The following is a 25,867-nucleotide window of genomic DNA, read 5'->3' on the forward strand; positions in this document are numbered from 1 at the left end:
CGGGAGACGAGACCTATTCTTCTGAAAGGCTGAAATATGCCGGAGCGGTCAGATGCGGCTGACGACGCAGGGGATCGGCTGGTACTTGCTCAGGTACAACAAAGCCTGGTCATTGATGCCGTCGAGCCACACACCCCGGCCGGCATAGCGATAACCATTGCCCATCGGGATCAGGCGGACCGGAATCGCGTGACGCGGATTGAGGAACAGCCTGGCCGTGACGATGTCGCCGGGCGCGAGCACGGGGCGTGACTGCAGCACATAGCTGCCGCCATTGTCGCAGGCAATCGAGAACGCCGCGCCTGGCAGAATGAGCTCATGGGCCCTGGCCTGACCGGCAAATCCGCCGATCGCCGACGCCATCAGCGTCACCCCCACCATCATCAGTTGCTTGATTTTCACCGCGGCCCCTCCGCTCGCCAGTTTCCCGCGCGCATTAAGACCGCAAATCACACCAACGACAAGCCGCTCAGTCGCGCTATTCAGAGCAACAAGGGCAGACCGGGATCCCCGCTGCCGGCGAATCCAGCCTCGGCCGCCGGAGCCAGATCGCTCTCGCTTTCATGGTGCCGACGTTCGGCATAGGGCGCCGCGAACAGGCTGACGCCGCGGTGATCGATCGCAAACAGCGGCATGAACGACTGCAGATCACGGCCTTCCATCAGCGTGCTCCGGCGGTTGTCGAGCACGAGCCACTTGCCGTCGAGCCGGACTGCCAGAACCGCGTGATCTTGTCGCACGGCCATATCGCGCACCAGAAGCAGCTTCAGATCGGCTTCCGGCGTTCCGGCCGCGAGCATCAGCGCGTATTTGGCAATGGCGTAGTCCTCGCAATCGCCGAGCCCGGTGCGCAAGGTCTGCAGCGGCGAGCTCCAGACATCGGCAACGCCATGCTGCTGATCGTCGCTGACATAGCGCACCGCCTGGTTCACGCTGCGATTGACGATTTCGGCGCGCGCCCGTGCGTCGCTCGCCGATGCCGCCGACCGCGTGAGTGCAACGAAGATGCGCTCCGATGCGGAACAGCGCGCGTCATCTCCATTGCAACGGTCGATCGCCGCCCGCTCGCTGGCCATCGCGCCCTGGATGCCGCGCCATTTCACCCACAGCACGCCTTCCGGCGCGCGGAACGTCATCAGGCCGAACGGCTCGTTGCTGGGTGTCGCGACCGCGGGCCCCTGCGGCGCATCGCTGCCGGTGCGCGACTCCGTCGTGGTGGACGCGAGCTCGACCGGCCCCGAGGCGGCGCGACGCAATCCATCGTGCTTGGCGAGCACGGCGTTGATGGTGAAGAAGCGGACGGGTGGCGCGACCTGCGCATGGCCGCTGCTATCTGGCGAGACCTGCCGGCTCAGCGCCTCGGCGGAGGCCGTCCCCATACAGCCCACCCCCGCGACAAGCGCGAGCGCAAGCCCCAGCGCGCGCGGAAAAACCCGCGGCCGATCGATCCGCAACATGACTGACGCCCCGTATGCTCCGGGGACATCGGCCGACATCATCGCGTCGATCCCTGCCCCGGTCGTTATGGGACCAGGGATAGGACCGGGGCATCTTCGGGCCGGTTAAACAGCGGTCATCGCGGCGGCCATGTTTGCCGACGCGACTAATCGAACCCGACTGGACCGCGTCGTATTTTAACGATTCAGGATCTGGTAACGCTGGTAGCCGGCGCAGCGATTCAGCGCTCGCGCAGTGCCTCGTCGCGCAGCATGCGCGCGGGCCTGACGAGATAATCGAGCACCGATTTCTTGCCGGTCAGAACCTCGACGGTTGCGACCATGCCGGGAATGATCGGGAGCGGATGCTCCGCCGTTCCGAGATAGTTCTTCTCGGTGCGCACCGTGACGCGATAGAACGTCTCGCCCCGTTCGTTCTTGTCGCCCTTCTCGTCGGTGATGGTGTCGGCGCTGATGCGCTCGACGCGGCCGTGCAACGAGCCATACACCGATGAATCATAGGCGCTGAGCTTGACCACCGCCTCGTGGTTGGGACGGATGAAGGCGATGTCCTGCGGCCGGATGCGGCCTTCGACCAGCAGCGTGTCGTCGAGCGGGGTGATCTCCATCAGGCTGGCGCCCGGGGCGACCACGGCGCCGATGGTGGTGACGTTGAGCCTGTTGACGACGCCACGCACGGGCGAACGCAGCTCGGTGCGCCGCACCCGGTCCTGGGCCGATTTGATGTTCTCGTCGAGCACGGCGAGATCGCCGCGGGATTTCGCGAGATCGTCCTCGGCCTGGGCGCGGAACGCCGTGACGATGTTGAGCCGGCGTGCGCGCGCCTCCTGCACCGCCGCCTCGGTCTTCACGATGCTCGCCTGCACGACGGCAAGCTGGCCGCGCATGTCGGTGGCCTGGCGGTCGGCGCGCAGCATCTCGATCTCGGGCACCACCTTCTGGTCGTAGAGCTTGCGGGTCAGGCCCAATTCCCGATTGAGCAGCGCCAGCGTCTCCGAGAAGCGCTTCTCGGTGGCCCTGAGCTCGTCGATCTCCTTGGTCTTCTGCTGCTCCTGCTGCTGCACCACGTCGACGTCCTGCGCGAGCTTGCGCGCATGGGCGTCAAACACGGAGCGCTCGCTCTGCACCGCGCGCGGCGCGTCCGCGACGAGCTCGTCGGGAAACACGACGGGGCTGCGGCCTTCGGTCTCCGCCGCCAGCCGGATCACGCGGGCCGCCATCGCGCCGCGGCGCTCACGAATCTCGCCGAACTGCGAGGCGAAATTGGTGTCCTCGATCCGTGCCAGCGGCTGATCCTTGTCGACGATCGCGCCCTCCTGCACCAGCAGATCGGCGATGATGCCGCCTTCCAGCGACTGCACCACCTGGGTCTGTCGCGACGGCACGACCTTGCCATTGCCGCGCTTGACCTCGTCGAGCACGGCGAAATGCGCCCAGATCAGGAAGGTGAAGAACAGGCCGAGCGAGGCGAACAGCAGCATCCGGGCCGTCTTCGGCGTACGGAGTTCGACGGCCGCGCGGATGTCGTTGGAGAACGCGAAATCACTGTGCGCCATGTCACCTCGTCCCCTGGACCGGCTTCACGGCGTGGCTCGCGGCCGGCGCCGCCGCGGGCTGCTGCGGACGCAGCATGGTGAGAATCTGCGCGGTCGGACCGTCAGCGACGATCTTGCCGGCGTCGAACACCAGGATGCGATCGACCAGCGACAGCAGCGAAGGCCTGTGGGTCGAGACGATGATCGACATCTCGCCGGTCTTGTCGCCCTTGGCCAGGACCTTCAGCCGCTCGAGGAATTCGCCTTCGCTGCGCACGTCGAAATGCGCGGTCGGCTCGTCGAGGAACAGCACGCGCGGCTTGCGGATCAGGACCCGCGCAAGCCCGATCGCCTGCTTCTGCCCGCCCGACAGGCTGCGGCCGCCTTCCGCGATCATCATCTCATAGCCCTGCGGATGGCCCGCGATGAACGTCTCGACACCGGCAAGCCTCGCCGCCTCCAGCACCTCCTCGTCGGTCGCCGCAGGGCGCCCGAGCGTGATGTTGTCGCGCAGCTTGCCGTAGAACAGGTCGGTATCCTGCAGCACGAAGCCGATGCCGGCGCGCAAGTCCGCGGGATCGTATTGCTGGATGTCGATGCCGTCGATCAGGATGCTGCCTTCGGTCGGCGGATAGAACGCGGTGGCGAGCCGCCCGACCGTGGTCTTGCCGGAGCCGACCCGACCGATGATGCCGATCTTCTCGCCGGGCTTGATGTCGAACGAGACGTTGTCGAGCGCCTTGGTCTGGCTTCCCGGATAGGAGAAGCTGACGTTCTTGAACTGGATGCGGCCCTGGTTGATTTCGCGGGCGACGTAGATCTTTTCCGGCGGCCGCTCGCGGTCCATCGACATCAGCCGGTCGATCGAGCGCAGCGCCGACGTCGTCTGGGTGAAGCGCGTCATCAGGCCGGCGATGCCGGCGATCGGACCGAGCACGCGGCCGGACAGCATGTTGGCCGCGACCAGCGCGCCGACGGAGAGCTTGCCGTCCAGGATCAGGAACACACCGACGGTCACCAGAAGCAGGCTGCAGAGCTGGCTGGCGACGCTCGCCGCGGTCATGGCCATCGAGGCCCAGAACTGGACGTCCTCGCTGGAGCGCGCCTGCGCCGCCACCGAGCGCTCCCACACCGTCTGCACCCGGCTCTCGCCCGCCACCGCGCGGACCGTCTCCATCCCGTTCAGCGATTCCACCAGAATGCCGTGGCGCGCCGCCGATTGCGCCTGCATCCGCCGCATCGCGCGGTCGAGCGGCCGCTGGATGAACAGTCCGACACCGATCATCACCGGCAGCATCAGCAGCGGAATCCAGGCGATCGGGCCGGCAATGATGAACAGCACGATGATGAACACGACCGCGAACAGCATGTCGGTCGCCGACACCACGGTGCCGGAGGTGAAGAACTCGCGCACGGAATCGAAGTCGCGCATCTGGTTGGCGAGGATGCCGACCGAGGGCGGCCGCTTGTCCATCTTCAGCGCCATCACATGCTCGAAGATGTTGGCGGCGAGCACCACGTCGATCTTCTTGCCGGTCATGTCGATGATGCGGCTGCGCACGACCTTGAGCAGGAAGTCGAAGCCGATGGCCAGCGCCAGGCCGACGCCGAGCGCAACCAGCGACGGGATCGCGCCGTTCGGAATCACCCGGTCGTAGACGCTCATCGTGAACAACGGCGCTGCCAGCGCCAGGATGTTGACGATGAACGCGGCGATCGCGACATGGCCGTAATTGGCGCCGAAGCGGCTGACTACGGACCAGAACCAGTGCGTCTTCGGCAGTTCGCTGGCGGCCATCACGCGCGGATCGGCGATCGCCGCGGGCCGCACCAGATAGGCGAACCCGACATATTGCGCGGCGACCATCTCGACGCGCTCGATCGCCGGCGCCTCACGATGCGAGGGATCGACGATGGTGACGCGGCCGGCCGCCTCGTCGATCGTCAGCAGGATGCGCGTGGTGCCGTCGTGAAACATCAGCACGCAAGGCAGCACCAGCGCCGGGATTTCGCTGAGCGGCCGTTCGACCAGTTGCGCCTCGAGCCCTGCCCGCTGCGCGGCACGCTCATAAAGGCCGATGCTGAGGACACCGGTTTCGAGCGGCAGGCCCGACAGCAGCGCGCTCCGGCTCAGGGCACGGCCATGATGAGCTGCAAGGTAAAGCAGGCTGTCGCTGAGCGGATCAGGTGCCGGTGCTGCTGGACTCACCGGCGACATCACGGGCGGCGCCTCTTCGAGTTCGAACCTGGTCGGACGAATATTCAACGATTCCTCGAAAATCCATTTGGCCAGCCGAGCCATGCGGGCCTGCATCGATCGCGTATTGCTAATAATTTGCTTTAGCCCAGTTCTTTGGCCCACACCTGACTTTTTCGAGGTTTTTGCAGGTGCTTCTTGACAATCTCAGCGCAAAGTAAATGCGCAAAGTAAATGCGTATGGTGAAAAGCCGGCGCGAGATGCACCGGCTTTCGTTAGTCCCAGCTATTTCGGCGCCGGCCCGGTGGGGCCCTTTGAAAATCCGCCGTACTTTCCTGACGCGACGAACAGCGTCGTATCAGCAGGATCGCTCGAGGCCCAACGATCACCGAAGGTAATCGGCGCCGGCTGGTTCGGCTGGCCGTCATTGGAGCCGAACAGAGGCACCGGACGCGTGGTGTTCAGCGGCTCAGGCCCCGGCGACGGCGCGCTCAGCCGAATGGGCGGCAGGCTGTAGCCGATGAATCCGCTCGGCGTGTCGACCGGCTCCGTCTCCGGAGGATGTCCGGTCTTCAGATAGTTGAGCATCTGCCCCATCGCGGCGAGCAGCTGATAGTCAGCGAACACCACGACCCCGCGCGCCGACACCAGCGACACGTTGGCATTGAAGTACTGGTTCTGAGAGTTGAGGAGGTCGATCAGCGTCCGCTGGCCGAGCTCATACTCCTTGTTGTAGGCGACGAAGGTGCGGCGCGCGGCTTCGACATCGCGGACAAGAGCCGCGACACGATCGGCGGTGATGATCCGGGCCGACCAGGCCTTGTCGATCGATTCCAGCGCATCGCGCTGCAGCCGCGCGTGCTTCTGCTGCTCCTGGATCATCCGCTGCGCGGCTTCCTCGCGGCGCCAGCTGTTCTGGCCGCCATTGAAGATGTCCCACGACGCGACGACCTTGCCGCTCACCTCGTCGTAGCGATTGGTGTAGGTGATGGACTCCTTGCCGGTCGTCGCACGGCCTTCAAGGGACAGCGTCGGCAGGAACGTGCCGGTGGTGGCATCGAAGCCCCGCTTGGCGGCGGTGACGTCGGCAGCGGCAGCGCGCAGCGTCGGGTTGAACTTGTAGGCGATGTCGAGCGATTCCGCCTTGTCTCGCGGCATGTCCGACAGCCGGCCCGGGAAGCGCAGATTGTACGGCTCGACGCCGACGACCTTGCGATATTTCGCCCGTGCCACTTCCAGACTGAGACGGAATTCTTCGAGCACGGCCTGGGCTGCAGCGACGCGTTCTTCCGCCTGCTGCGTATCGCCTTCGCCGGCGCGGCCGCCCTGGAAACGAGCCAGCACATTCTTGCGCAGCTCGAGATGAACCTTGAGGTTCTTCTCGGCCAGTGCGACCAGCCTCGTGTAGCGCACGACGTCGACATAGCCCTCGGCGGCATCCAGGCCGATCAGCTCGGTCCGCTCGAGCACCCGGAATGCAGCTGCATCCACGCGCGCGGCCTGACGCCACACTTCATTGATCGAGGAAAAGCCGTCGAACAGCAATTGACGGACCACCACGCTGGCCTCTCGGCCGCGCAGGTAGCGACCGTTATTGGCCGGCGCAGGCGAGACATATTGTTTAAGCATTTCAGGCCCGGCGCTGGCATCGAGCCGGACCTGCGGCAGGAGCGTTCCCTGGGACTGGCGAAGCTCCGCTTCCGTCGCGCGGCGATTGGCTGCTGCCTCGCCGACACCCGGATTGGTCTTCACCGCCTGGTTGATGGCGTCCTGGATCGTGAAAGGCTCAGCGCCCAAAGCCGGGCTAAAGCTCAATCCCGCAACACATATCAAAATCGGTGTATATATGATCTTCAACATACGGAACCGATAACAAACGCGCGATCAGCTCGCAACGAGAGTCGCCACATGTGCGGCTGAAAATCGACCGGTTGTTGCAGAATGGCGACTCTCCGCCACATTTCCCGGAAAATGGAATGACCGGTTTTGAGGAGTATCAGAATATTGCTGTCGGCACGGCCGTCGATGGACGAAGGCCAACGCCGCTGATTTAATTGTTTAATAAGATGGCTTCGAGAAAGATCTCAGGAAGCAGAATTTTCCGTTTAGTTTCAATATATTGTATGATTTTTTGACATCTACCGCAGCTCGGACGATCGCCGCGGCAGGGACCGCTTCCCTCGTATCATGCGTTCAGGACTGCGCCGCCCAGGCCCCGGTGACAAACCGCGTCTAGGATGGCCTGCACGCACAGCCCAATGCGGGGCACGCCTTCGATGGGGCGATCGCTGAGTTACGGAGTTTCGCGGTGCGCACGGAGAGGCAAAGGATGGTGGGGGAGGCAGGACTCGAACCTGCGAAGCCATGAGGCGGCTGATTTACAGTCAGCTCCCTTTGCCACTCGGGACACTCCCCCGTAACGATGGCAGCTAACGGCCGGCCGCAGAACAGCGGTTGAGCGACAATCAGCGCCATGGAGACGGTAAGACCGCGGGGCCCGATGAGGGCGCGCGCGGCCGGGGCCCTTATGATCGAACCGGAGCTGTAAAGTCAACCAAGGGCGACGAATTTTCCCGCCTCGGCGGTGCGAAATTGCCAGAATCCGCACCGTGTGACAGAAGCTCGTGTCATGAGCGAACGCGACCGAAAGCCCCCTTTCCGCCGGCAGGGTGGCAAATCTCCCGGCAAACCGCGCGGATTCGAACGCTCGCAGCCGTGGCGTGAGCGCGGGTCCGACTCGGACGGTCCGGTCATTCTCTATGGCTGGCATACCGTGACCCTGGCGCTCGCCAATCCGAAGCGCAGGATTCGCAAGCTTTACCTCACCGAGAACGCCGCGCACCGGCTCGCCGACGAACGGATCGAGACGCGGGTCGCGCCCGAGATCGTACGCCCCGGCCAGATCGATCAGCGGCTCGGCCCAGACGCCGTGCACCAGGGCCTGCTCGCCGAGGCCGATCCCCTGCCCTCGCCCGACATCGACACCTTGGCGGCCGAGGGTCTGATCCTGGTGCTCGACCAGATCACCGACCCGCACAATGTCGGCGCCATCCTGCGCTCGGCCGCCGCGTTCGACGTCAAGGCGATCGTCACCACCGCGCGCCACAGCCCGGAAGCGACCGGCGTGCTGGCCAAGTCCGCCTCCGGCGCGCTGGAGCTGGTGCCGATCATCACCGTGCAGAACCTCGCCCGCGCGCTGACCCGGCTCAACGAGCGCGGCTTCCAGACCGTGGGCCTCGACAGCGCCGGGGCTGAGGACATCGCGGCGGTGGCGCTGCAGGAGCCGCTGGCGCTCGTGCTCGGCGCCGAGGGCAAGGGCCTGCGCCAATTGACGCGGGAGACGTGCAGCGTGGTGGCGCGGCTCGACATGCCCGGCGCGATCAAGAGCCTCAACGTCTCCAACGCCGCCGTGCTCGCGCTCTATATCGGCGCGAGCCGGCTCGGGCTGATGCACAAATAGAAAACGCCCGCGCGCATGATGCGCACGGGCGGTGGCGGTGAGCTCGGCCGGTCGATCAGTAGTAGCGGCGCAGCACGCGCTGGCCGTGATAGTAGGACGAGGCGCCCCAGCGATAGCCGCCCTGCGGATGGCCGTACTCCATCGCAGGAGCCATGCGGGTCTCCTCATAGGCGTGGTGACGATGGTGATAGCGATAGACCGGGATCGCGCTCTCCTGGTACACTGGATACGGTGCGAACGCGCCGGGACCGCTGTAGGTCGGGCCCTGGTTCACGTAGTAGTACTGCCGCGTCGGCTCGGCCAAACGCTCATAGCGTACGCCGCAGCTGCCGCATCCGGTCGATCCGTAGCCATAGCCGGGCTGGTAGGTGTAAGTCGGTTGATAGGTGACGGTGGGTGCACACGGGCTGGCATAGCCGCACGGCGCACATGAGGAATAGCCGCAGGCCATGGCGGGCGCGCTGCCTGCAATGGCCAGGCCGGCAATGGCGACAGCTCCTGCGGCGACAAGTCCTGACATCGTTCGACGCATCATTCTCTCCTGTTCATTTGATTTTGTTTGTTTTGGCTTTCGACGGATGGCCGCTACCGGCGATAGGCCGGCGGCGGATTGGGATAGTTGCGCGGGCTCCCGCCCTCCCGTGGCGCGAGGATCACGGCAGGCGGATACATCGGCACTGCCGGCTCGGCCGGCTGCATCTCGGACTGGGCGCCCCAGGAGCGGGAATAGCTCTCGGCCGGCTTCGGCAGCTTGCGATCCGGCGGCGGCTCGATCTCCATCCGGCCATAGCCGGGCGTCGCTCCGAGCGTCGGATAATAGTGACCGACGTGGGGCTCCGGCTCGACCGGCCGCCCGCCATAGAGCGTGGGCTGCATCCAGGGGCCCTTGCCAAGACTGGTCTGGCCTTCGACGACGGCGTAGGACGCATCGATGCCGTTGATGATGACCGGGACGCCGGGCCGCTGGGGGATCACGATATCGAAGCCTTCGCTGGCGAGCGAAGGCGAAGCCGCCCCGATCAGAATCGCAAGAGCTGTTGCAAAACGCATGAATTCACGCCCTGGTTGCCAACTACCAATACCGCAACACGCGCCGCCATGGGTTAAGCGCGCGGTTCAATCTGCCGGTAAGGCTAACGCATGGGCCATTCGCCCGGGTTAATGGGCGCCGCCTGCTTCGGCGAGAACGGTTAATGGATCAGCCGATCGCGGCGGCAAGGATGCTCGGAGCAAGCCGGGCCTCCACCGCCGCGCGGGCTTCGCAAGAGCGCTGGCGCCTCATGTCGTTCCAAAACATTCCCGGCGCGGCGGGAACGACGCGGCCGGCTTGCACTTAGCAGGTGGGGCGCAACGACGGAGTATTCCATGACACGATTTGCTATTCTCGGGGCTGCTGTACTCGCAACGGCGCTGGCCGGCCCGGCCATGGCGCGCGACATGCACCACCGGCACATGAACCACCAGCACGAAGGAATGATGCAGCATCGGCACATGGGCACCCAGGACGGGGCGATGATGCAGCAGCGCACCGACGCCGGGTGGAACAATAACGGCTGGGATCGCCGCAACCGCAACAGCGGCTTCTGGCCGGCCGACGTTGCCGCCGGAGCAGTCGGCACCGCTGCCGGCATCGCCGGTGCAGCCATCGGAACCGCCGGCGCCATCGCCACCGCGCCGTTCCGCACCGCGGATGCCTATGCCTACGGTCCCGGACCCTCCTACGGCCAGCCGAGCTATGATCGCGGCCCGAACGGCTATTACGGTGACTGGAACAGCTACGCCACCCGCAACGGCCTGGTCTGCCGCCCCGGCACCATGTTCAAGGGCAGCGACGGCCTGATGCACATCTGCCAGTAGGCTTGCGCGCCTCGATTGCGTCGACAGGGGCGGCCTCACGGCCGCCCCTTTTGCGACCGGGATTGTTGCCGGCCGAGAGCTGTGACGGCAGTAGCCTGACCGCATCAACTCTGGTAGGAACACCGCGCTTCGGAGCCCCTCGCCGCGCTCCGCCGCCACTCACGGTGCATTCGCCGGCTTAGCTCAGCGGTAGAGCAGCGGTTTTGTAAACCGAAGGTCGGGGGTTCAATCCCCTCAGCCGGCACCATCGACCGTCGCGTTTCAATCCCTCGTGTCTCGATTGCTGTGCCTCTACCCGTTGCGGCATTGCTCAATTCGCCTTGGTCTTGATCGTCCCCGCTGCGGGCGGCTTGGCGGCACCGGCCGTCGGCGGCGGCTTGGGCGCGGCCCATTCCGGATCCGGCAGCGGTCCGCCGCCCTCGCCGGTCGCACCGACGAGCTGGCCCGGCACCAGGTCCGTCACCTGCGCCCAGCCCTGGGTGGCGCAGAACAGCCCGAGCAGGCAGCCTTTGACGGCCAGCATCTTCGGTCCCTCGCGCCAGATCGAAACGCTGTAGGTCTTGCCGTCCTCGGCATTGTAGACCTCGCCCACATAGCGGCCGTCCGGATTCAATTTGAGCCCGAGCAGCATCTGGTGGCCAAGCAGCAGGCGCGCGCGCCTGGCCGGATCGGGATGCAGCCGGTCGCGGAACGGCTGCCCCTTGGCGTCCGCCGTCTCCTTCATCCAGACGATGTAGCCGCAAATGCGATCGGGCATCCCGCCGCAACGCTCGATGCGAACCCGGGCGCGCCCGTCTTCGGTGAGCCAGGTGCCCGCGGGATCGCTGACCGGGGCGGCGTGGCCACGGCTTTCCGCCATCGACAGCAACAGGCTGACGACGATGCGCAGCCCGACGCGAAGGACGAATCTCAATGTCATGTCCAGGGACCTCGTTATCTCCACGGCTTCGAGCCACGCACTCGCGCGGCGCGTTCGAAGTTCAAAACCGGCTCTCCGGCTCCTGCCCGTGCCGGTGCCTTCGATGCCAATTTGTGAAAGCGAAGGTGCCGCGATGCGACTCGACCTGCGTGATCGGAGCATTCGTCCGCATCACTGCAGCTGTGCGACCAGGGCGTCCGCACCCTTGTCGATCCCCGCTTCCGCGGCTGCGAGCGCACCGACGCTGGCCTTGATGTCGTAGGGCGCGGGGTATTGCTTGCTGACGAAGGCGTTCAGCAGCCGTCCGTTGGCGGCATCGAGGATCTCCGCGGCATAGAACACCGAGCCGGTCAGCAGCCCCTCGCCGTCACGCGCGCTCTGCACGCCATTATAGACGGCGCCTGCGAGATCGAAGCGCGAGGCCGTGCCGAGCACCGGCGTGTTGGTGACGGCGCCGGTCAAGGTGAGGCGCACGCGCAGGGTGTTCCGGCCCCGCTGGCTGACGACCTGGAAGCGCGCCGACAGACTCTCCAGGAAGCGCGACCGCATGTAGGCGGCAAGCTTCGCCTTGTCCTGCTCGGACAGCTCGCCGAACTGATGATCGCGGCCACGATAGATCACCACCGGTCGAGCATGACCTTGTCATAGCTGCGCCAATCAGCAGATGCGGCGTAGCGGTAGGGCACGCGCCCCGATGAATCGGATCCATTCGGGGCCAAATAGCGCGTCGATGCCACCTCGGAATAGGCCGCCGGCGTCACCGTGTTGCAGCCACCGCAAAGGCCGGCCACGGCAATTGCCGCAAAGCCGGACGCCCGGGATCGAACCGTCATCTCCTTCTCCTCCGTGTAAGCTGCTGCGAAGCACAATCAGCAATCATTAAAACCGACTGGACGGTTTGTAAAGTAGCGTGATGAACACACGGTCAAGGGGTGAGCGCGCCGCGACAGCAACGGCCAGGGGATCGCGACGTCGTCACCCGCCCCGAACCAACTCCTGTCAAGCGTCCCGAGGCGCTCCCGCCTGCTCGAATGCCGTCCATTGGCTGTCGTCGAGCAGTCGCGCGAACAGGCGATCCAGGTCCGGCTGCTCTAGCGGCGAGACCCGCAGCATGGTCATCAGCGCGAGACCGCGGGCGGCGGCCCAGCGCAGCACCGCGAGATCGGCGTCGCGGGCTTCGGCCCGGACCTCCAATACCCGCTCGGCATCCTTGGCGCGGGCATCCTCCAGCAAAGCGGGCTCCTGGGCGAGCGCGCCCAGCATCGCCTGGGACACGGAGTACTGCTGCGCGATCAGCTCCCGCGAAGCCGCAATCTGGGTGGCAAGTTCGGGCTGACTCACCGCTTCGCCCAGTTCAGCCCTGAATTTCCTGGCGAATTGGTCGAAATGCGTGAACTGCTGTTCAAGCAGAGCCTTGAGCACCGCTTCCTTGTTGGGAAACTGGTGCATCAGGCCGCCTTTGCTCAGGCCGCTTTCGCGGGCAATGGCATCGAGCGTGAGCCGACCCGGACCATCGCGGCCGATGATGGTGAGGGCGGCGGTGAGCGCGGCCTTGCGTGACCGCTCGGAGCGTGAGGGATTGTCCATCGGAAACTGCGGGGCGCCGGGGGTAGCGAGCAGCAAAAATCCCACAAGCGGGACTGCCCGTCCCCTCTTAGGCGAGAGCGCCCCTGCCCTGTCAAGCCAAGCAGAGCAAAGTCGGCAGCCCGACATCCTTGGGAACCATCTGCGCGAGACCGAATTGACGGCGTCGCTCTCGGCGTGTGAGCACGGATCCGGTTCAGACTGTGGCAACAATGTTGTCACATCTCAACCAGGACTCGCGCTTATCCCCAGAAGTCACTGGTGTTCCAACTTGATTTAGGGACCGGCTTTTGTTGCAATTGCGGCAGTCTGGGGGACGACGGGCATGACGTGGAAGGAAGAGCGTGATGCGCTGATCGCGCAGACCATGGCCTTCGTACAGTCGGTCACGGGCAAGCCTGCCGACTTCTCCCAGTTCGAGCTCCCCCCCGTTCCGGTCAGGATCCCGATCGCCCCCCGGCAGGCCGCCGCACCGCGCGAGATCATGTCGGCTGAGCCGGTCGTGGCCGCTGGCACCGCCCCCGACGCGCCGCACAGCGAGCCTCCACAGCAAATGCCTGCCCGCGCGCCCGAGCCCGCCATCATGAAAGAGCAGGCATCCGCCATTCCCGAAGCGTCTCGTCCGGGCCCTGCCCTGCCTGCGCGCTTCACCAGCATCGCCTCGCAGCTGGATCTGCAGCGCGACATGCAGGCGGAAATCCGCGCCCGCGTGGCCCGCTTCCGCGCCCATCAGGAACGTTTCACGCGGGAACGCCAGGAATATTTCAGCTCGGAGCTGGCCCGCCTCAAGGCCTCTGCCGAAGGGACCGGACTTCCCGAGGATTGAGCGGACCACATCGGTGACAGACGGAACGAGCTTCGAAAAACCGGCACGCCGGCCTCACAGCCACGCACACAGCAGCGCCACATTGGCCACGAAGGCAAGCAGCAACCCAAGGGTGAGCGTCAGCTGGATCCGCCCGCAAAAGATGTGGAGATCGGTTCCCATGGGCTTAACCATCTGGCGATTCTAGCCCCGGAGTCCCACGGATTCTTTTTCCAAAAATTTAGGACTCGTTTACGACTCGCGGCGAGCCGAAAAGGCCGCTTTCCGGCCGCGAACGCGCCCGTGTCTCGCTACAACCCCTGTTCATCGTCGGTTCATCCTTCGCTTCTCTGGAGCTGCTTGGAATGCCCTATGCCCTGTTCTGCAACGAGGCCAAGCTGAGCAAGGCCTATCCAACCGAAGCCGACGTCTGGCGGCTGGCGCGGCAAAGCGGACTGGTGGTGGACGTGATGATCAACGCTCGGCGCACGGCCGGGCATCTGCAGCTCGACAATGACTACGAGATCAGGCCCTGCGCCGCCGAGCCGGAGGAGGATCCCTGGCAGAACCGCGTCGAAGCCGAGCAGGAATTCAACATTCCATTCGCGTCCTGATCGACCCGGATATCGGCCGGACGAGCGCAAGCGCTATCCGGCGGCGTCCATTCGCACGTGCGGATCGTTGTGCGCGAGCCCAGCAATGAGATCGAGACTGTCCCAGCAGCAAAAATTTTCGGATTTTTCGCTGCCGTCGCAATGACGCGGAGCGGACGCGCCTGGCCGAGGAGAGCGCCAGCAAGACCCGAGGGCCGTCCGCGCATGGCTGACGGCCCTTCGGGTGAACTTCTATTGAAGCGACAGATATGGCATTCGGCGGGCAGCCAAAGCCGCCCGCCGTGTGATCGCCAAGAAGCCCGCGACTCCAAGCCCGCGACTACGGCGTCGCCGTCGCCAGCGATGCGGTTTCGGACGGAAGGGCGACACAGGCGCGCTTGCGGCTGACGCCGCGGATTGCGCCGGTCACCTTCAGCACCTTCCCCGACGGGCAGGACGCGGTTTGCACCAGCGCGACCTCGTAGGGGGCCAGCATCAACGGTTCGGACTTCAGGACGGTCTGGGCGGAGCACGGCACGACGGCCGCCGACAACAACAGCACGGACAACAAGATACGCATGTGGGATGATCCATCAAACCGGCGGACTCATAATAGCCACTGATGGCGAAAGTTTCACGAAGGTTTGAAAATTTTTTTGCACTGCGTGAGCGACCTCGAAACCATGGCCCGTCACGACGCCGCCACAGCAAAACGCCCGCGCGAGGGCGCGGGCGTGTGGCGATTTGTCGTCCGGCGCAGCCGGGAGCCGGTCAGTACTTGCCGGCGACCGGGCCACCCCAGCCGAAGCGATAGTTCACGCCGAGCTTGACCGTGTGCTCATCGCTGTTGAAGCGGCTGCCCACCACCGGTGCCGGGCCGCCCGTGAAAGTGGTGTTGCCGAAATTGTAGTACTGGTACTCGGCCTTGGCCGACCAGCTTGGCGCGAACATGTATTCGAGGCCGGCGCCGACGGTGTAGCCGCCCTTGGTGTTGCCGCTGGTCGTGAAGCCGGCCGGCACGCCGGCGACGTTCACGCCGAGGCCATTGCCGTCACGCCAGGCATAACCACCCTTGGCGTAGAGCAGCGCCGGTCCCCAGGTGTAGCCGAGCCGGCCGGTCACCGAGCCGAGCTGGTTGGCGCCGGTGGAGCTCACGACCGTTGCACCCGGGAAGCCGAAATTGGTGGTGTTGCGATCCATCCAGCTGTACTGGGCCTCGACGCCCATCACCCAGTTCGGGGCGAACTGGTAGTCGAAACCGCCCTGCACGCCGCCGAGGAAGCGGGCGTTGTTGCCTTCGAGGCTGTTGTTGCCGGCAAAGGCGCCGCCGAGATGGCCGCCGATATAGAACCCGGTCCAGTTATAGACGACCTGCGGAGCCGTGAAGGCCGGCGCCTTGGTGTAGGTGCGCGCGGGCATGTCGGCGGCAAACGCCGGGACAGCCAAAGCGGACAAAGCCACCGCACTCAAAAAAAAGCGTTTCATGGGACGTCCCCGTTATTCATTTGCGACATCTATCGAACATCGTGGCCGCATTTGGGTTGCCCGGTGGCTGTGACGCAGCTGTGATTGCTCGTCGCGTGTCACCAGCGGGCAACAAAGGCCTTTTGTTCCATAGGCTTCCCGAATATTTCGTGAAGCTGCGCGTCTCGCCCGACATTTGGTCGCGCCAAGGCGGCAAAGCGTTTGAACCCGTCTCCTAATTGTGATGCCCGCCGTGCCCCCGCAAGGTGCTGCGACGACGTGGCAGGTCTGCATGGCCGTGTGATCAGCGCGTGACGTGGGAGCCTGGTGATACCGGGACCGGTCCTGCATGGCGCGCCCTGCTCATGCGGGCAGGCGCTACCGCGTCAGGCCCGCGAGCTCGGGAAAGGCCTGATAGCTCGACCCGGCGCAGAGCTCGCCGGCATCCTCGATCAGCCGATCGAAGCGGCCGTCGACATAGACCGCCGCCCGCTCCTTCGCCGGCCGGTAGCTGCCGTCCGACTCGCGCGCCGCATAGCGCAAACAGCTGATATATCGCTGGCGGCCGCCGACGGTCCGCTGCACCGGCTCCGCCAGGACGCCGTCACGCACCCCGACAGGGTTGTTCAGGTAGGTCCGGAGATAGGACACGATCTCGGTGCGGTAGTTCGCCGGAAAGGGCTGGTTCGAGACGCCGCGATCGTCTGTATAGGAGATCCCGCGATTGTCCTCGCTCATGAACGACGCGGGACCGCCGCTCGCACAGCCTGACAGCAGCAACAGAATCACCGCCGCCGGCCGCCAGTTCGTTGTCCCCATGCCCACGGCGCCCGCCTCGTCCGATACCCGTCGCGTCACCGGTTTCTAGCCGAAAGCGGCCGGCGATGGAAATCGCTGCGTCGCCCGGATTAAGTCCGGAAGCAAATCGTCGATGCCGACGCCCCTTGGGCGTCGGCGATCGCTGATACGGGCTTGCGGAGACGTTACCCGCGGCGCGTCGCCGGCGTGACGCGCTTGAAGCTCACCTTCTTGTGGCTGATCGCCTGCGAGACCTTCACCTTGTTGTGATGGCGGATATGCGCGACGTGCCGATGGGAGTGGCGGAGCAGCGAAGCATGCGGCTTGCTCTTCGACTTGCCGACCGTCGGCTTCATCTCGTTGGCCTTGTCGCCGGCCTGCGTCCCGCCCGACTTCGCGGCGTCGGTCTTGGTGGCGTCGGTCTTCGCGGCATCGGTCTTGGCGGTCCCGGTGGTCTGGCTGGACTTCGCGGAAGTGTCGGTTTTTGCAGGACCAGCGGCGAACGCGGGCGCAGCCAGGATCGACACGGCGAGCAGCGCAACAGACATTGACTTCAGCATGGTCGTCTCCGTGATGTGAAGATCTGGAGGTACCATCCAGAGTGGATGGGCTCGTGATCATGGAAACGACCATAGGGAACCGGCACTGAACCCACCCTGAAGTAAAGCTGGGCTTTCAGTTCATGGACATGAAGGGATAGTCATCGAGATGACTGGCCTGTCATCATGTGGCCAGTATAATGCACCGATCGCGGCGCAAAATCCGCGCAAACGACCGGGAATATTTCGCAGCTGCGGAAGTTCTTCTCCGTATGCAGTCACCTGTTGGATCGACAACTCGGGAGATACGAATGAAAAAGTCTGCGATCAGGATTGCCACGCTGGCTCTGTTCTCGATGGCCGTGGCCTCCGGGCCGCTGCTTCTGTCGAAGGCCTATGCCGCGGGAAGCGATACGCCCTCGTCGCCGCCGGCGTCGGATTCGGGCAAGAAGAAGAAGGACAAGAGCTCGAGCATCGAAGATCCGAAGTTCCTCGCGGCCTACCGCACGGCCTACACCTCGATCTATGACCGCGGCGACTATGCCACCGCGATCGAGCAGCTCAAGGCGCTGAACCGTGAGGACGTCGCCGACGTCGCCAATCTGATCGGCTACTCCTACCGCAAGCTCGGCAACTACCAGGCTTCGAAGCAGTACTACGAGCAGGCCCTGGCGGACGATCCGAACCACGTGCGCACCTGGCAGTATTACGGCCTGTGGCAGCTCGAACAGGGCAACCGCGAACAGGCCAAATATCACCTCGACAAGGTGGCACAGCTCGCCGGCACCAACAGCACCGAATATCGGTCGCTCGCCGACGCGCTCGAGAAGCAGCCGGGCACCGGCCTCGTCTACTGAGGACGCGATCGGATACGTCCGATCTCAAAAGTCTGTCTCAGATGCATGGCGCAACCCGAAAGGGTTGCGCCATTTCTGCGTCGTAGCTTCGTAGCCTGGATGAGCGCAGCGACATCCGGGTTCTCCCGTGCAGCTCATGTGAACCCGGATGTCGCTTGGGCTCATCCGGGCTACGGGATGGCTCTTCGCCGCCTGCACGGCTGCGCTTCTGCCCAACCGGCTATTGTCCGCCGCCGTTCCTCCGCTCATGATGCGCTCCTGGCGCACGAACGTTCTCATCGCGCCTCTGAACGGGAGATTGCCTCGTGGAGCCCTGGCTTGGCGCCGCCCTCGGTTACATCAAGGATTGGCTGGCCTTCCAGGTCGCGGTCTCCGAGCAGCCCGGCTGCATCATCGCGATCGCCCATCGTGGCGAGATCGTGCTGGAGGCCGCGTTTGGCCACGCCAATCTCGACAGCGGCGAGAAGCTGACGCCGCGGCATCGCTTTCGCATCGCCTCGCACACCAAGGCCTTCACCGCCGCCGGCATCATGCGCCTGCGCGAGCAGAAGCGCCTGAAGCTCGACGACGCCGTCGGGCAATATGTCAAAGACCTGCACCCCGAGGTCGCAGCGGCGACCATCAGCCAGCTGCTGTCGCACACGGCAGGCCTGATCCGCGACGGGAAGGACTCCGGCCAGTTTACCGACGGCCGCGCCTATCTCGACCACGATGAACTGCTCGCCGAGCTGAAGCTGCCGCCCGCGATCGATCCCAACAGCCGCTTCAAATATTCCAACCATGGCTACGGCCTGCTCGGCCTCGTTATCGAGGCGATCACCGGAGAGCCCTACCCCGCCTGGCTGCAGCGCGAGGTCATCGAGGCGGTTGGCCTGCGCGAGACCGCGCCCGACATGACGCTGCTCGGCAAGGGCTTGCCGTTCGCGCGCGGGCACTCGCGCACCGTGCCGGTTGGCCGCCGCGTCGTGATTCCCGGTGACAATCCGACCAACGCCATCATGGCCGCAGCCGGCGTGGTCGCGACAGCCGCGGACACTGCCCGCTTCTTCGCCCAGCTGGCGCCGAACGCCAAAAAGAGCCTGCTGTCGGTGGCGAGCCGGCGCGAAATGATCCGCAGGCAATGGCGGGTGCCGCAAGACATCGAGGAGGCCTATTACGGGCTGGCGCTGATGAGCGGGACGACGGCCGGCTTCGACTGGTTTGGCCATGGCGGCGGCTTCCAGGGCTACATCTCGCGCACATCGGTCATTCCCGCACGCGAGATCACGGTCACCGTGCTGACCAACGCCCTCGACGGCTGGGCGCCGGCATGGGCGAACGGCGTCAAGTTCATCCTGCAGGCCTTCGCCACCAACGGCGCGCCGTCCCGCAAGACGCGCGACTGGACCGGGCGCTGGTGGACGCTGTGGGGCGCGATCGATCTGGTCCCGTTCGCGGCGCAGGTGATGGTCGCCAATCCGGCCTTCATCAACCCGTTCATCGATGCCGCCCGCATCGAGCCGACGGGGCGCGACGCCGGCCGCATCGTGCAGGCCACGGGCTATGCCAGCCACGGCGAGGCGGTCAGGCGCCTGCGCGGCAAATCCGGCGTCAGCGAGATCTGGCTCGGCGGCGCACGCATCCGCCCGGAGCGCGTCGTGAAGGCCGAGATGGAGCGGAAATATCCGAAGGGCCGCCGCAAGAAGGACGTTTGAGCCCACCGCCGTTCCATTTGCTCCGTCATTGCGAGCGCAGCGAAGCAATCCAGAGTCGTGGGCGGGACTCTGGATTGCTTCGCTGCGCTCGCAATGACGTGGAGAGAGCGTCGCCCGGATGAGCGGACGCCGGCGCCCGCTGGGCAAAGACGGGAGCGCATCCGGGCTAGCTGCTACTTCATCAGCGCCTCGGCCTCGCCGCGAAAGGCTCTGCGCGCATCGTCGCGGGAATAGAACATGTGGCCGCCGGGATAGACGACGAGCTTGACCCGCGGCGGGCGGGCGAAGGCCGGCAGCTGGTCGAGCAGGATCTTCGAGCCGTAATAGGGCGTGGCGAGATCGAACAGGCCGTGACCGACCAGGAGCTTGAGCTTGGGATCGAGCGCCAGGATCTGCCGGAGCTCACCGGTGGATTCCGGCGGGCTGATGCCGCGGCCGAAATCCCAGTTCATGTTCACCGCCCCGCTCAGCAGCTCATAGGAGCCGTCGGGACGCCAGCTCAGCTTGCGCGTCGTCAGCTCGACCGCGGCGCTGGTGAGCGGCGCGGTCAGCACGTCGCCGGAAGGATCGGAGCCGCGCGAACGGCTCGCATCCGGATAGGGATCGAGGCCCAGCACCGAGCCGTCGTAGCGGCCGGTGATGCGGCCGTTCTTGCGATCGAACTCGCGGCGAAACTCCGAGACGTCGAAGCGGCCGGCCAGCCTGCGGCTGACCGCCTGGTCGATCCCGGTCAGGCTCGCGACCTTGTCGGCGATCCGGTTGGTGGCGTCGCGATCGGCCTCGCCCTTCACCAAATCGAGCAGGAAATCACCGCTGGCGTAACGCTCGACATCGGCGAGGTCGGCGCGTGTCACCGGCCCCTTCATCTGCTTCGCGACGGCGGCGAAGCTCGGCAGGCTCGCGACATATTGCATCAGGCTCGAGCCGGAATAGTCGCGGAAATCCATCAGCGGCGACAGCAGGATCAGCCCGCTGATGCCGATGCCCTGGTCGTGCTGCAGATTGTTGACGATCTTCGGCCCGCGAATGCCGCCATAGCTTTCGGCGGTGATGAATTTCGGCGACCCGAGCCGGTCGTGCTTCTCCAGCCAGCGCCGCACCACCAGCGACAGCGCGCGCACGTCGCCGTCGACCGAGAAGAACCGCTTGCGGACCTCGTCGCCGGACGCGACGAAGCGGCTGTAGCCGGTGCCGACGGGATCGACGAAGACGAGATCGGTGAAGTCGAGCCAGGTGTCGGCGTTGGGCATCAGCTCCGGCTGCGACGACGGCGTCACGCTGGCCGCATCGATTCCGATCCGCCACGGCCCGGCATTGCCAAGCTGCAGATAGGCCGACGACGCGCCCGGCCCGCCGTTGAAGAAGAAGGTGACCGGACGGCTGCCGTGCTCGGTACCGTCGAGCTGATACGACGTATAGGCGATGTCGGCCTGCGGCTCGCCCTTGCCGTCGAACAGACGGATCGAGCCGGCGGTGGCGGTGAACGACAGCTTGCGGCCGGGCAGCTCGAGCGTGTGGGTCGTGGTGGAATCGGCCGGCAGCTTGTGCTGCTCGGCCGTCGATGACGACGACGGATTACTGGCGGCACGAGCGCCGGCCGCGGCGGGGCGCGGTGCAGAGGAGGCGCCCTGCTCCTGCGCCGCCGGCGCATCCTGGGCGCGCACGGCCTGGCCTGTGACCAGCGCCGTCAGCGCCACGACACCAACCTGCAAAGCCATCTGCAACGCAACCAGACGCGGCCTCACGGCGGACGACCTCAAACCTGCCATCAACTCAACTCCTCTGCCCCGCGCCTCGACGCGCCCGGTCGAAAGCCCGCTTTCTGTAGCGCATGAACCGCGGCGCACCCACAAGCTCAACCAACTCTTCCGTGATCCACGTCACATCGGGGACGTGCCTGATCCCGCCGTTTGTGCTATGGGCTCGAACCTCTCGATCCCGTCCGACGTCCTAATCCATGGGACAAAAGGCGCGCCGCCGGGTGCGATCACGGAGCACAGCATGAAATTCCCGACGTTCATCGTCGCAGCCCTGACCGGGCTCGCCGCACCGGCGCTCGTTGGGCCGTCGGCGGCCTGGGCCGGGCCGCCGGCTGCCCTGGTCGAGGACGTCCAGGGCGAGGTGGCCGGCGCCGAGCTGATGGACTATGTCGCGCCCGGCCAGGTGATCAAGCTCGGACCCGACGGCGCCGTGGTCATGAGCTACCTCAAATCGTGCCGCCGCGAGACCGTCAGCGGCTCGGGCAGCGTCACGGTGGGGCCCGGCGAAAGCAAGGTCGACGGCGCCACGCTCAAGAGCGACATCGTCAATTGCGACGCCAGCCACGCCCAGGCCACCACACGCGAGACCAGCGAGGTCGCGGCGACGATCGTGCGCAGCCTCGGGCCGGACTCGGCGCCGGTGGCGCAGGCCGTCATCTACGGGGCGTCACCGATCGTCGAGGCCAGGGGACGCGGCACGCTGATCGTCGAGCGGCTCGACCAGCCCGGCGAACGCCAGCAGGTCGAGCTGTCGGGCCGGCAGTTCAAGGGACGGTTCTACGATTTTGCCGGCACCAGCCATCCGCTGACGCCTGGTGGCACCTATGTTGCGAGCTTCGGCGCCTCCCGTCTCGTGTTCAAGGTCGACGCTCAGGCCAAAGCGGGCCCCGGCCCCGCGGTCGGACGCTTGATCCGGCTCAACTGAAGCTGAAAGCAGTTCTCAGTGGCGATCGGACGCCGGACGCGCGACGCGCTTGCCGTCATCGCCATTGCGCTGGCGAGTGCGGCCTTGTTCGTTTCGCCGGCGTTCGAGCGCGGCCGGGGGCTGTCGCTGGATGCGCTGACATGGCTGCGCTTCGAGGGGTTCGGCAACCGCTACGAGGCCGCGACCAGCCCGGCCGTCGTGATCGCGATCGATGAGGAAAGCTATCAGGCGGCGCCTTTCAAGGGCGCGCCGCTGTTGACCTGGACCGGCGAGATCGGCCGCGTGCTGACGGCCGTGCTCGACGGCGGCGCAAAAACCGTCGGCTTCGACATCGTGTTCCAGACCTCGATCGAGCAGTCGGAGATTCCGCTCGGCGACGGCACGCTGGGTGAGCGGACGCGCGGCTTCGACCGCGATTTTTTGCGCGCACTGGCGTCAGCGGCGGCCAGCGGCAAGGTGGTGCTGGGTGAGATCTTCGGCAAGCCGCCCATCCTTCCCGCCCCGGGACAACGCATCGCGGTGCGCCAGCAGCAGAACTTGAGGCCGCTCAACACCTACACCGACAGCGACGATGTCGTTCGCCGCCATCCGCTGACGCTGAATGCCGAAGGCAAGGCGGTGCCGAGCATGGCGCTGGAATTGGCGGCGCGCGCAACCGGCAAGGCGCCGGTCATCGCGGCCGACGGCGTGACGCTCGGCGACTACACGGTGCCCAGCAGCGTGCCCGGCACCATGACGCTGAATTTCGCCGGTGGCGCCGACGACATTCCGACCTACTCCTTCGCCGATCTGCGCGCCTGCGCGCTCAAGGGCGACAAGGACTATTTCCGCCGCGAGTTCGAAGGCAAGATCGTCCTGATCGGCACCGTCGGCATCGAGGATCGGCGGCTGACCTCGAAGCGCTTCGCGACCCGTGCCGAGGGCGCGCGGCGTCCGCGTTGCGTGCTGGGAGAACGCAGGGTCACCGAGACCTTCGCACGCAGCACGATTGCCGGCGTCTACATCCACGCCACGGCGGTGAACAATCTGGTGAGGCAGGACGCCGCGACCGAAATGAGCCGGCCCGCGACTTTTGCGGTCGCAGCCGGGATGGCGCTGCTGGCCGCGCTGCTCGCCCGGCTGCTGCGTCCCACCTCCGCAGCCGCGATCCTCGCGGGGCTCGCGCTGCTCTACACGGCGCTCGCGACCGCCCTGTTCAACCACGCCCAGCTGCTGCCACTGGCGGAGCCGCTGGCGGCAGGCGTGCTCGCGCTGGCTTCGACCACCGGCTATCGCTTCATGGTCTCCGACAAGGACCGCCGGCTGCTGCAGAAGAGCTTTGCCTACTACCTCGCGCCGCGCGAGATCGACCGCATGCTGGCCTCGCGCCGGCTGCCGCAGCTCGGCGGCGAGACCCGCGAGGTCACCGTGTTCTTTTCCGACATCGAGGGCTTCTCGCGCATCGCCGAGCAGATGTCGCCGGAGCAGTTGATGGCGCTGACCAACGAATATCTCTCGGCGATGACGGACGTCATCGAAAGTCATGACGGCTATGTCGACAAATATATCGGCGACTCCGTGGTCGCGGTGTTCGGCGCCCCGCTCGACGATCCCGATCATGCCAAGAGCGCGGCTCGCGCGGCGCTCGACTGCAAGGCGAGGCTCGCCGAGCTCAACCTTTCGTCCACGGCATTCCAGGGCATCAAGGTGGCGCAGCGCATCGGCATCAACAGCGGCGCCGCGCTGGTCGGCAATTTCGGCTCGCAGCGCCGCTTCAATTATTCCGTGATGAGCGACGCCGTGAACGTGGCGTCGCGGCTCGAAGGCGCGAACAAGTTCTACGGCACCACGATCATCGCCTCCGACAGCACGGTGGCGCTCGCCGGCGACGAATTCGCCTGGCGCGAGCTCGACACCATCCGCGTCAAGGGCCGCGAGCAGCAGCTCAAGATCTACGAGCTGCACGGCCGCACGGCCGAGCTGTCCGCGCCGGAGCACGCGCTGCTCGCCGGCTACGCGGCTGGCCTCGCGCATTGGCGGGCCGGCGAGCTTCCGCGGGCCGCCGATTGCTTCGCGCCGGCGGCTGCGAGCGACACCCCCAGCGCGCTGTTCGCCGAACGCGTCGCCGCCGCTCTGAAAGGCGGCACCACCGACTGGGATCCCATCCGCAGTCTGCAGGAAAAATGACGCTGCCATGACGGTCTTGTAGCCAGCATGTCGCTTTCGTCGAAGGGCGAAGGCGGGAGCTCATCCGGGCGACGCTCTCTCCGCCGTCATTGCGAGCGCAGCGAAGCAATCCAGAGTCCCGCCCACCACACTGGATTGCTTCACTCCGCTCGCAATGACGGAGCAAATGGAAATTGCGGTGGGCGTCAGGGGCACCGCTGCCGTAGCCAGACATCATCCGTCGCCGATGCCGCATCCTGAGCCCATTTCCGAGCGAGATCGGCCTTCATCCCGGCCCCATTGCCCTGGCATACCCGGCGCGATGGACAAGCACGGCCAAGGTCGGGTAGACGACACGGCGCCTTCATCCGGCAACCGACCAGCGAGCCTTGCGACGCATGACCACGCCCAAGCGATATGAGCGGATCGCCTTCGTCGCGAGTCCGAGTGGCGAGGCGCAGGCCGCGCTGACGCAGCTGAGCGCACTGTACGGCAATGCCGATCCGGATCTGGCCGACGTCGTGGTGGCGCTGGGCGGCGATGGCCTGATGCTGCAGACGCTGCACGACCACATGCGCTCGGGCAAGCCGATCTACGGCATGCATCGCGGCACGGTCGGCTTCCTGATGAACGAGTTCAGCACCATCGATCTGCATGGCCGGCTCGAAGCGGCGCAGGAATCGGTGATCCATCCGCTGCTGATGCGGGCGACGGACGCCGGCGGCGTCGTTCACATCCATCACGCCATCAACGAGGTCTACCTGTTCCGCCAGACCGCGCAGACCGCGCGGCTGCGCATCCTGATCGATGAGCGCGAGCGCATGCCGGAACTGATCGCCGACGGCGTGCTGGTGGCGACGCCGGCGGGCTCCACCGCCTATAATCTCTCGGTGCAGGGACCGATCCTGCCGATCAATGCCGCGCTGCTGGCGCTGACGCCGATCAGCGCCTTCCGGCCGCGGCGCTGGCGCGGCGCCCTGCTCCCGAACACCGCCTATGTGATCATCGAGGTGCTCGAAGGCGACAAGCGTCCGGTCGCGGCGGTAGCCGACCATGACGAGGTCCGCGACGTCCGGCGGGTCGAGGTGCTCTCCGACAAGACCATCTCGATGCGGATGCTGTTCGACGCCGGCCACAGCCTGGAAGAGCGGATCCTGAGCGAGCAGTTCGGCTATTAGGCGCAGCGCTTTTCGCTGCGTTTGGCCGGACCGCAACGCTTTGTTAACGCGCGGCTCCGTATGGTTAATGCGCGTTGACCACCTTCACCGGTGATGCCT

At 65.7% G+C, this 25,867-nt stretch carries 24 protein-coding genes, 2 tRNA genes and 1 pseudogene; 10 read left to right on the top strand and 17 right to left on the bottom strand.

Going from position 1 to position 25,867, the window contains the following annotated elements:
* Window positions 1-48: 48 nt before the first annotated feature.
* From S58_RS22550 to S58_RS22575, 6 genes are all read right to left on the bottom strand, one after another.
* Window positions 49-402 (bottom strand): hypothetical protein, encoded by a 354-nt coding sequence (locus tag S58_RS22550; RefSeq protein ID WP_015667680.1) that lies wholly within the window; start codon window positions 400-402, stop codon window positions 49-51.
* Window positions 403-482: 80 nt separating this feature from the next.
* Window positions 483-1,457 (bottom strand): transglutaminase-like cysteine peptidase, encoded by a 975-nt coding sequence (locus S58_RS22555; protein WP_015667681.1) that lies wholly within the window; start codon window positions 1,455-1,457, stop codon window positions 483-485.
* A 221-nt stretch (window positions 1,458-1,678) separates the two neighbouring features.
* Entirely contained in the window at window positions 1,679-3,013 is a 1,335-nt protein-coding gene (locus tag S58_RS22560; RefSeq protein ID WP_015667682.1) for an HlyD family type I secretion periplasmic adaptor subunit, read from the bottom strand.
* A gap of 1 nt (window position 3,014) precedes the next feature.
* Window positions 3,015-5,210, bottom strand: a complete 2,196-nt coding sequence (locus S58_RS22565; protein ID WP_042340863.1) for a type I secretion system permease/ATPase — start codon at window positions 5,208-5,210, stop codon at window positions 3,015-3,017.
* A gap of 265 nt (window positions 5,211-5,475) precedes the next feature.
* The gene (locus tag S58_RS22570; RefSeq protein ID WP_052351220.1) at window positions 5,476-7,050 is read right to left on the bottom strand and encodes a TolC family outer membrane protein; all 1,575 of its coding nucleotides are present in this window, start codon (window positions 7,048-7,050) and stop codon (window positions 5,476-5,478) included.
* Between the two features lie 470 nt (window positions 7,051-7,520).
* A tRNA-Tyr gene (locus S58_RS22575) sits at window positions 7,521-7,606 on the bottom strand.
* Between the two features lie 213 nt (window positions 7,607-7,819).
* Here S58_RS22575 and rlmB point away from each other — a divergent pair.
* Complete coding sequence (gene rlmB / locus S58_RS22580) at window positions 7,820-8,650, top strand: 23S rRNA (guanosine(2251)-2'-O)-methyltransferase RlmB (RefSeq protein ID WP_015667685.1); 831 nt, start codon at window positions 7,820-7,822, stop codon at window positions 8,648-8,650.
* 55 nt (window positions 8,651-8,705) lie between these two features.
* On the opposite strand, the gene S58_RS22585 is transcribed toward rlmB, so the two are convergent.
* The gene (locus S58_RS22585; protein ID WP_244440627.1) at window positions 8,706-9,182 is read right to left on the bottom strand and encodes a hypothetical protein; all 477 of its coding nucleotides are present in this window, start codon (window positions 9,180-9,182) and stop codon (window positions 8,706-8,708) included.
* Between the two features lie 53 nt (window positions 9,183-9,235).
* Window positions 9,236-9,700 carry a hypothetical protein gene (locus tag S58_RS22590; protein ID WP_015667687.1) on the bottom strand — a complete coding sequence of 155 codons (465 nt, stop codon included), beginning with the start codon at window positions 9,698-9,700 and terminating at the stop codon, window positions 9,236-9,238.
* A 315-nt stretch (window positions 9,701-10,015) separates the two neighbouring features.
* On the opposite strand from S58_RS22590, the gene S58_RS22595 reads away from it, so the two are divergent.
* Both S58_RS22595 and S58_RS22600 read left to right on the top strand, forming a co-directional pair.
* Complete coding sequence (locus tag S58_RS22595) at window positions 10,016-10,507, top strand: hypothetical protein (RefSeq protein WP_015667688.1); 492 nt, start codon at window positions 10,016-10,018, stop codon at window positions 10,505-10,507.
* A 172-nt stretch (window positions 10,508-10,679) separates the two neighbouring features.
* Window positions 10,680-10,754 (top strand) — tRNA-Thr (locus S58_RS22600).
* 63 nt (window positions 10,755-10,817) lie between these two features.
* Here the strand turns inward: S58_RS22600 and S58_RS22605 are convergent.
* From S58_RS22605 to S58_RS22615, 3 genes and pseudogenes are all read right to left on the bottom strand, one after another.
* Window positions 10,818-11,426: a DUF2147 domain-containing protein gene (locus S58_RS22605; protein ID WP_015667689.1), complete on the bottom strand. Its 609-nt coding sequence runs from the start codon at window positions 11,424-11,426 to the stop codon at window positions 10,818-10,820.
* A 171-nt stretch (window positions 11,427-11,597) separates the two neighbouring features.
* Window positions 11,598-12,259, bottom strand: a pseudogene (locus S58_RS22610) (DUF3313 domain-containing protein).
* A 166-nt stretch (window positions 12,260-12,425) separates the two neighbouring features.
* The gene (locus S58_RS22615; RefSeq protein WP_015667692.1) at window positions 12,426-13,013 is read right to left on the bottom strand and encodes a TetR/AcrR family transcriptional regulator; all 588 of its coding nucleotides are present in this window, start codon (window positions 13,011-13,013) and stop codon (window positions 12,426-12,428) included.
* A gap of 322 nt (window positions 13,014-13,335) precedes the next feature.
* Between S58_RS22615 and S58_RS22620 the strand changes: the two genes are divergently transcribed.
* A complete protein-coding gene (locus S58_RS22620; RefSeq protein WP_015667693.1) occupies window positions 13,336-13,836 on the top strand; it encodes a flagellar biosynthesis protein FlhF in 501 nt (166 codons plus the stop codon).
* A 54-nt stretch (window positions 13,837-13,890) separates the two neighbouring features.
* Here the strand turns inward: S58_RS22620 and S58_RS22625 are convergent, their stop codons facing one another.
* Entirely contained in the window at window positions 13,891-13,998 is a 108-nt protein-coding gene (locus S58_RS22625) for a hypothetical protein (RefSeq protein ID WP_042340866.1), read from the bottom strand.
* A 182-nt stretch (window positions 13,999-14,180) separates the two neighbouring features.
* Here S58_RS22625 and S58_RS22630 point away from each other — a divergent pair, with 182 nt between their 5' ends.
* Window positions 14,181-14,429, top strand: coding sequence for a hypothetical protein (locus S58_RS22630; RefSeq protein ID WP_015667694.1), 249 nt, complete (start codon window positions 14,181-14,183; stop codon window positions 14,427-14,429).
* Between the two features lie 319 nt (window positions 14,430-14,748).
* Here the strand turns inward: S58_RS22630 and S58_RS22635 are convergent, their stop codons facing one another.
* The 4 genes from S58_RS22635 to S58_RS22650 all read right to left on the bottom strand — a co-directional run bounded on the left by S58_RS22635 (window position 14,749) and on the right by S58_RS22650 (window position 17,230).
* Window positions 14,749-14,988 (bottom strand): DUF6719 family protein, encoded by a 240-nt coding sequence (locus tag S58_RS22635; RefSeq protein ID WP_015667695.1) that lies wholly within the window; start codon window positions 14,986-14,988, stop codon window positions 14,749-14,751.
* A 191-nt stretch (window positions 14,989-15,179) separates the two neighbouring features.
* Window positions 15,180-15,893 (bottom strand): outer membrane protein, encoded by a 714-nt coding sequence (locus tag S58_RS22640; RefSeq protein ID WP_015667696.1) that lies wholly within the window; start codon window positions 15,891-15,893, stop codon window positions 15,180-15,182.
* A gap of 357 nt (window positions 15,894-16,250) precedes the next feature.
* Complete coding sequence (locus tag S58_RS22645; protein ID WP_052351247.1) at window positions 16,251-16,697, bottom strand: hypothetical protein; 447 nt, start codon at window positions 16,695-16,697, stop codon at window positions 16,251-16,253.
* A 158-nt stretch (window positions 16,698-16,855) separates the two neighbouring features.
* The gene (locus S58_RS22650; protein WP_015667698.1) at window positions 16,856-17,230 is read right to left on the bottom strand and encodes a hypothetical protein; all 375 of its coding nucleotides are present in this window, start codon (window positions 17,228-17,230) and stop codon (window positions 16,856-16,858) included.
* A 290-nt stretch (window positions 17,231-17,520) separates the two neighbouring features.
* Here S58_RS22650 and S58_RS22655 point away from each other — a divergent pair, with 290 nt between their 5' ends.
* Both S58_RS22655 and S58_RS22660 read left to right on the top strand, forming a co-directional pair.
* Entirely contained in the window at window positions 17,521-18,066 is a 546-nt protein-coding gene (locus S58_RS22655; RefSeq protein WP_015667699.1) for a tetratricopeptide repeat protein, read from the top strand.
* A gap of 305 nt (window positions 18,067-18,371) precedes the next feature.
* The gene (locus S58_RS22660) at window positions 18,372-19,760 is read left to right on the top strand and encodes a serine hydrolase domain-containing protein (protein WP_015667700.1); all 1,389 of its coding nucleotides are present in this window, start codon (window positions 18,372-18,374) and stop codon (window positions 19,758-19,760) included.
* A 173-nt stretch (window positions 19,761-19,933) separates the two neighbouring features.
* On the opposite strand, the gene S58_RS22665 is transcribed toward S58_RS22660, so the two are convergent.
* Window positions 19,934-21,529, bottom strand: a complete 1,596-nt coding sequence (locus tag S58_RS22665; protein ID WP_015667701.1) for a S10 family peptidase — start codon at window positions 21,527-21,529, stop codon at window positions 19,934-19,936.
* A gap of 232 nt (window positions 21,530-21,761) precedes the next feature.
* Between S58_RS22665 and S58_RS22670 the strand changes: the two genes are divergently transcribed.
* From S58_RS22670 to S58_RS22680, 3 genes are all read left to right on the top strand, one after another.
* Complete coding sequence (locus S58_RS22670; RefSeq protein WP_015667702.1) at window positions 21,762-22,445, top strand: hypothetical protein; 684 nt, start codon at window positions 21,762-21,764, stop codon at window positions 22,443-22,445.
* 18 nt (window positions 22,446-22,463) lie between these two features.
* Window positions 22,464-24,611 carry an adenylate/guanylate cyclase domain-containing protein gene (locus S58_RS22675; protein ID WP_015667703.1) on the top strand — a complete coding sequence of 716 codons (2,148 nt, stop codon included), beginning with the start codon at window positions 22,464-22,466 and terminating at the stop codon, window positions 24,609-24,611.
* 377 nt (window positions 24,612-24,988) lie between these two features.
* The gene (locus tag S58_RS22680) at window positions 24,989-25,768 is read left to right on the top strand and encodes an NAD kinase (protein ID WP_015667704.1); all 780 of its coding nucleotides are present in this window, start codon (window positions 24,989-24,991) and stop codon (window positions 25,766-25,768) included.
* Window positions 25,769-25,867 lie beyond the last annotated feature (99 nt).

Origin of the sequence: Bradyrhizobium oligotrophicum S58, assembly GCF_000344805.1 — a bacterium.
In the GTDB taxonomy this organism is placed as follows: Bacteria; Pseudomonadota; Alphaproteobacteria; order Rhizobiales; family Xanthobacteraceae; genus Bradyrhizobium; species Bradyrhizobium oligotrophicum.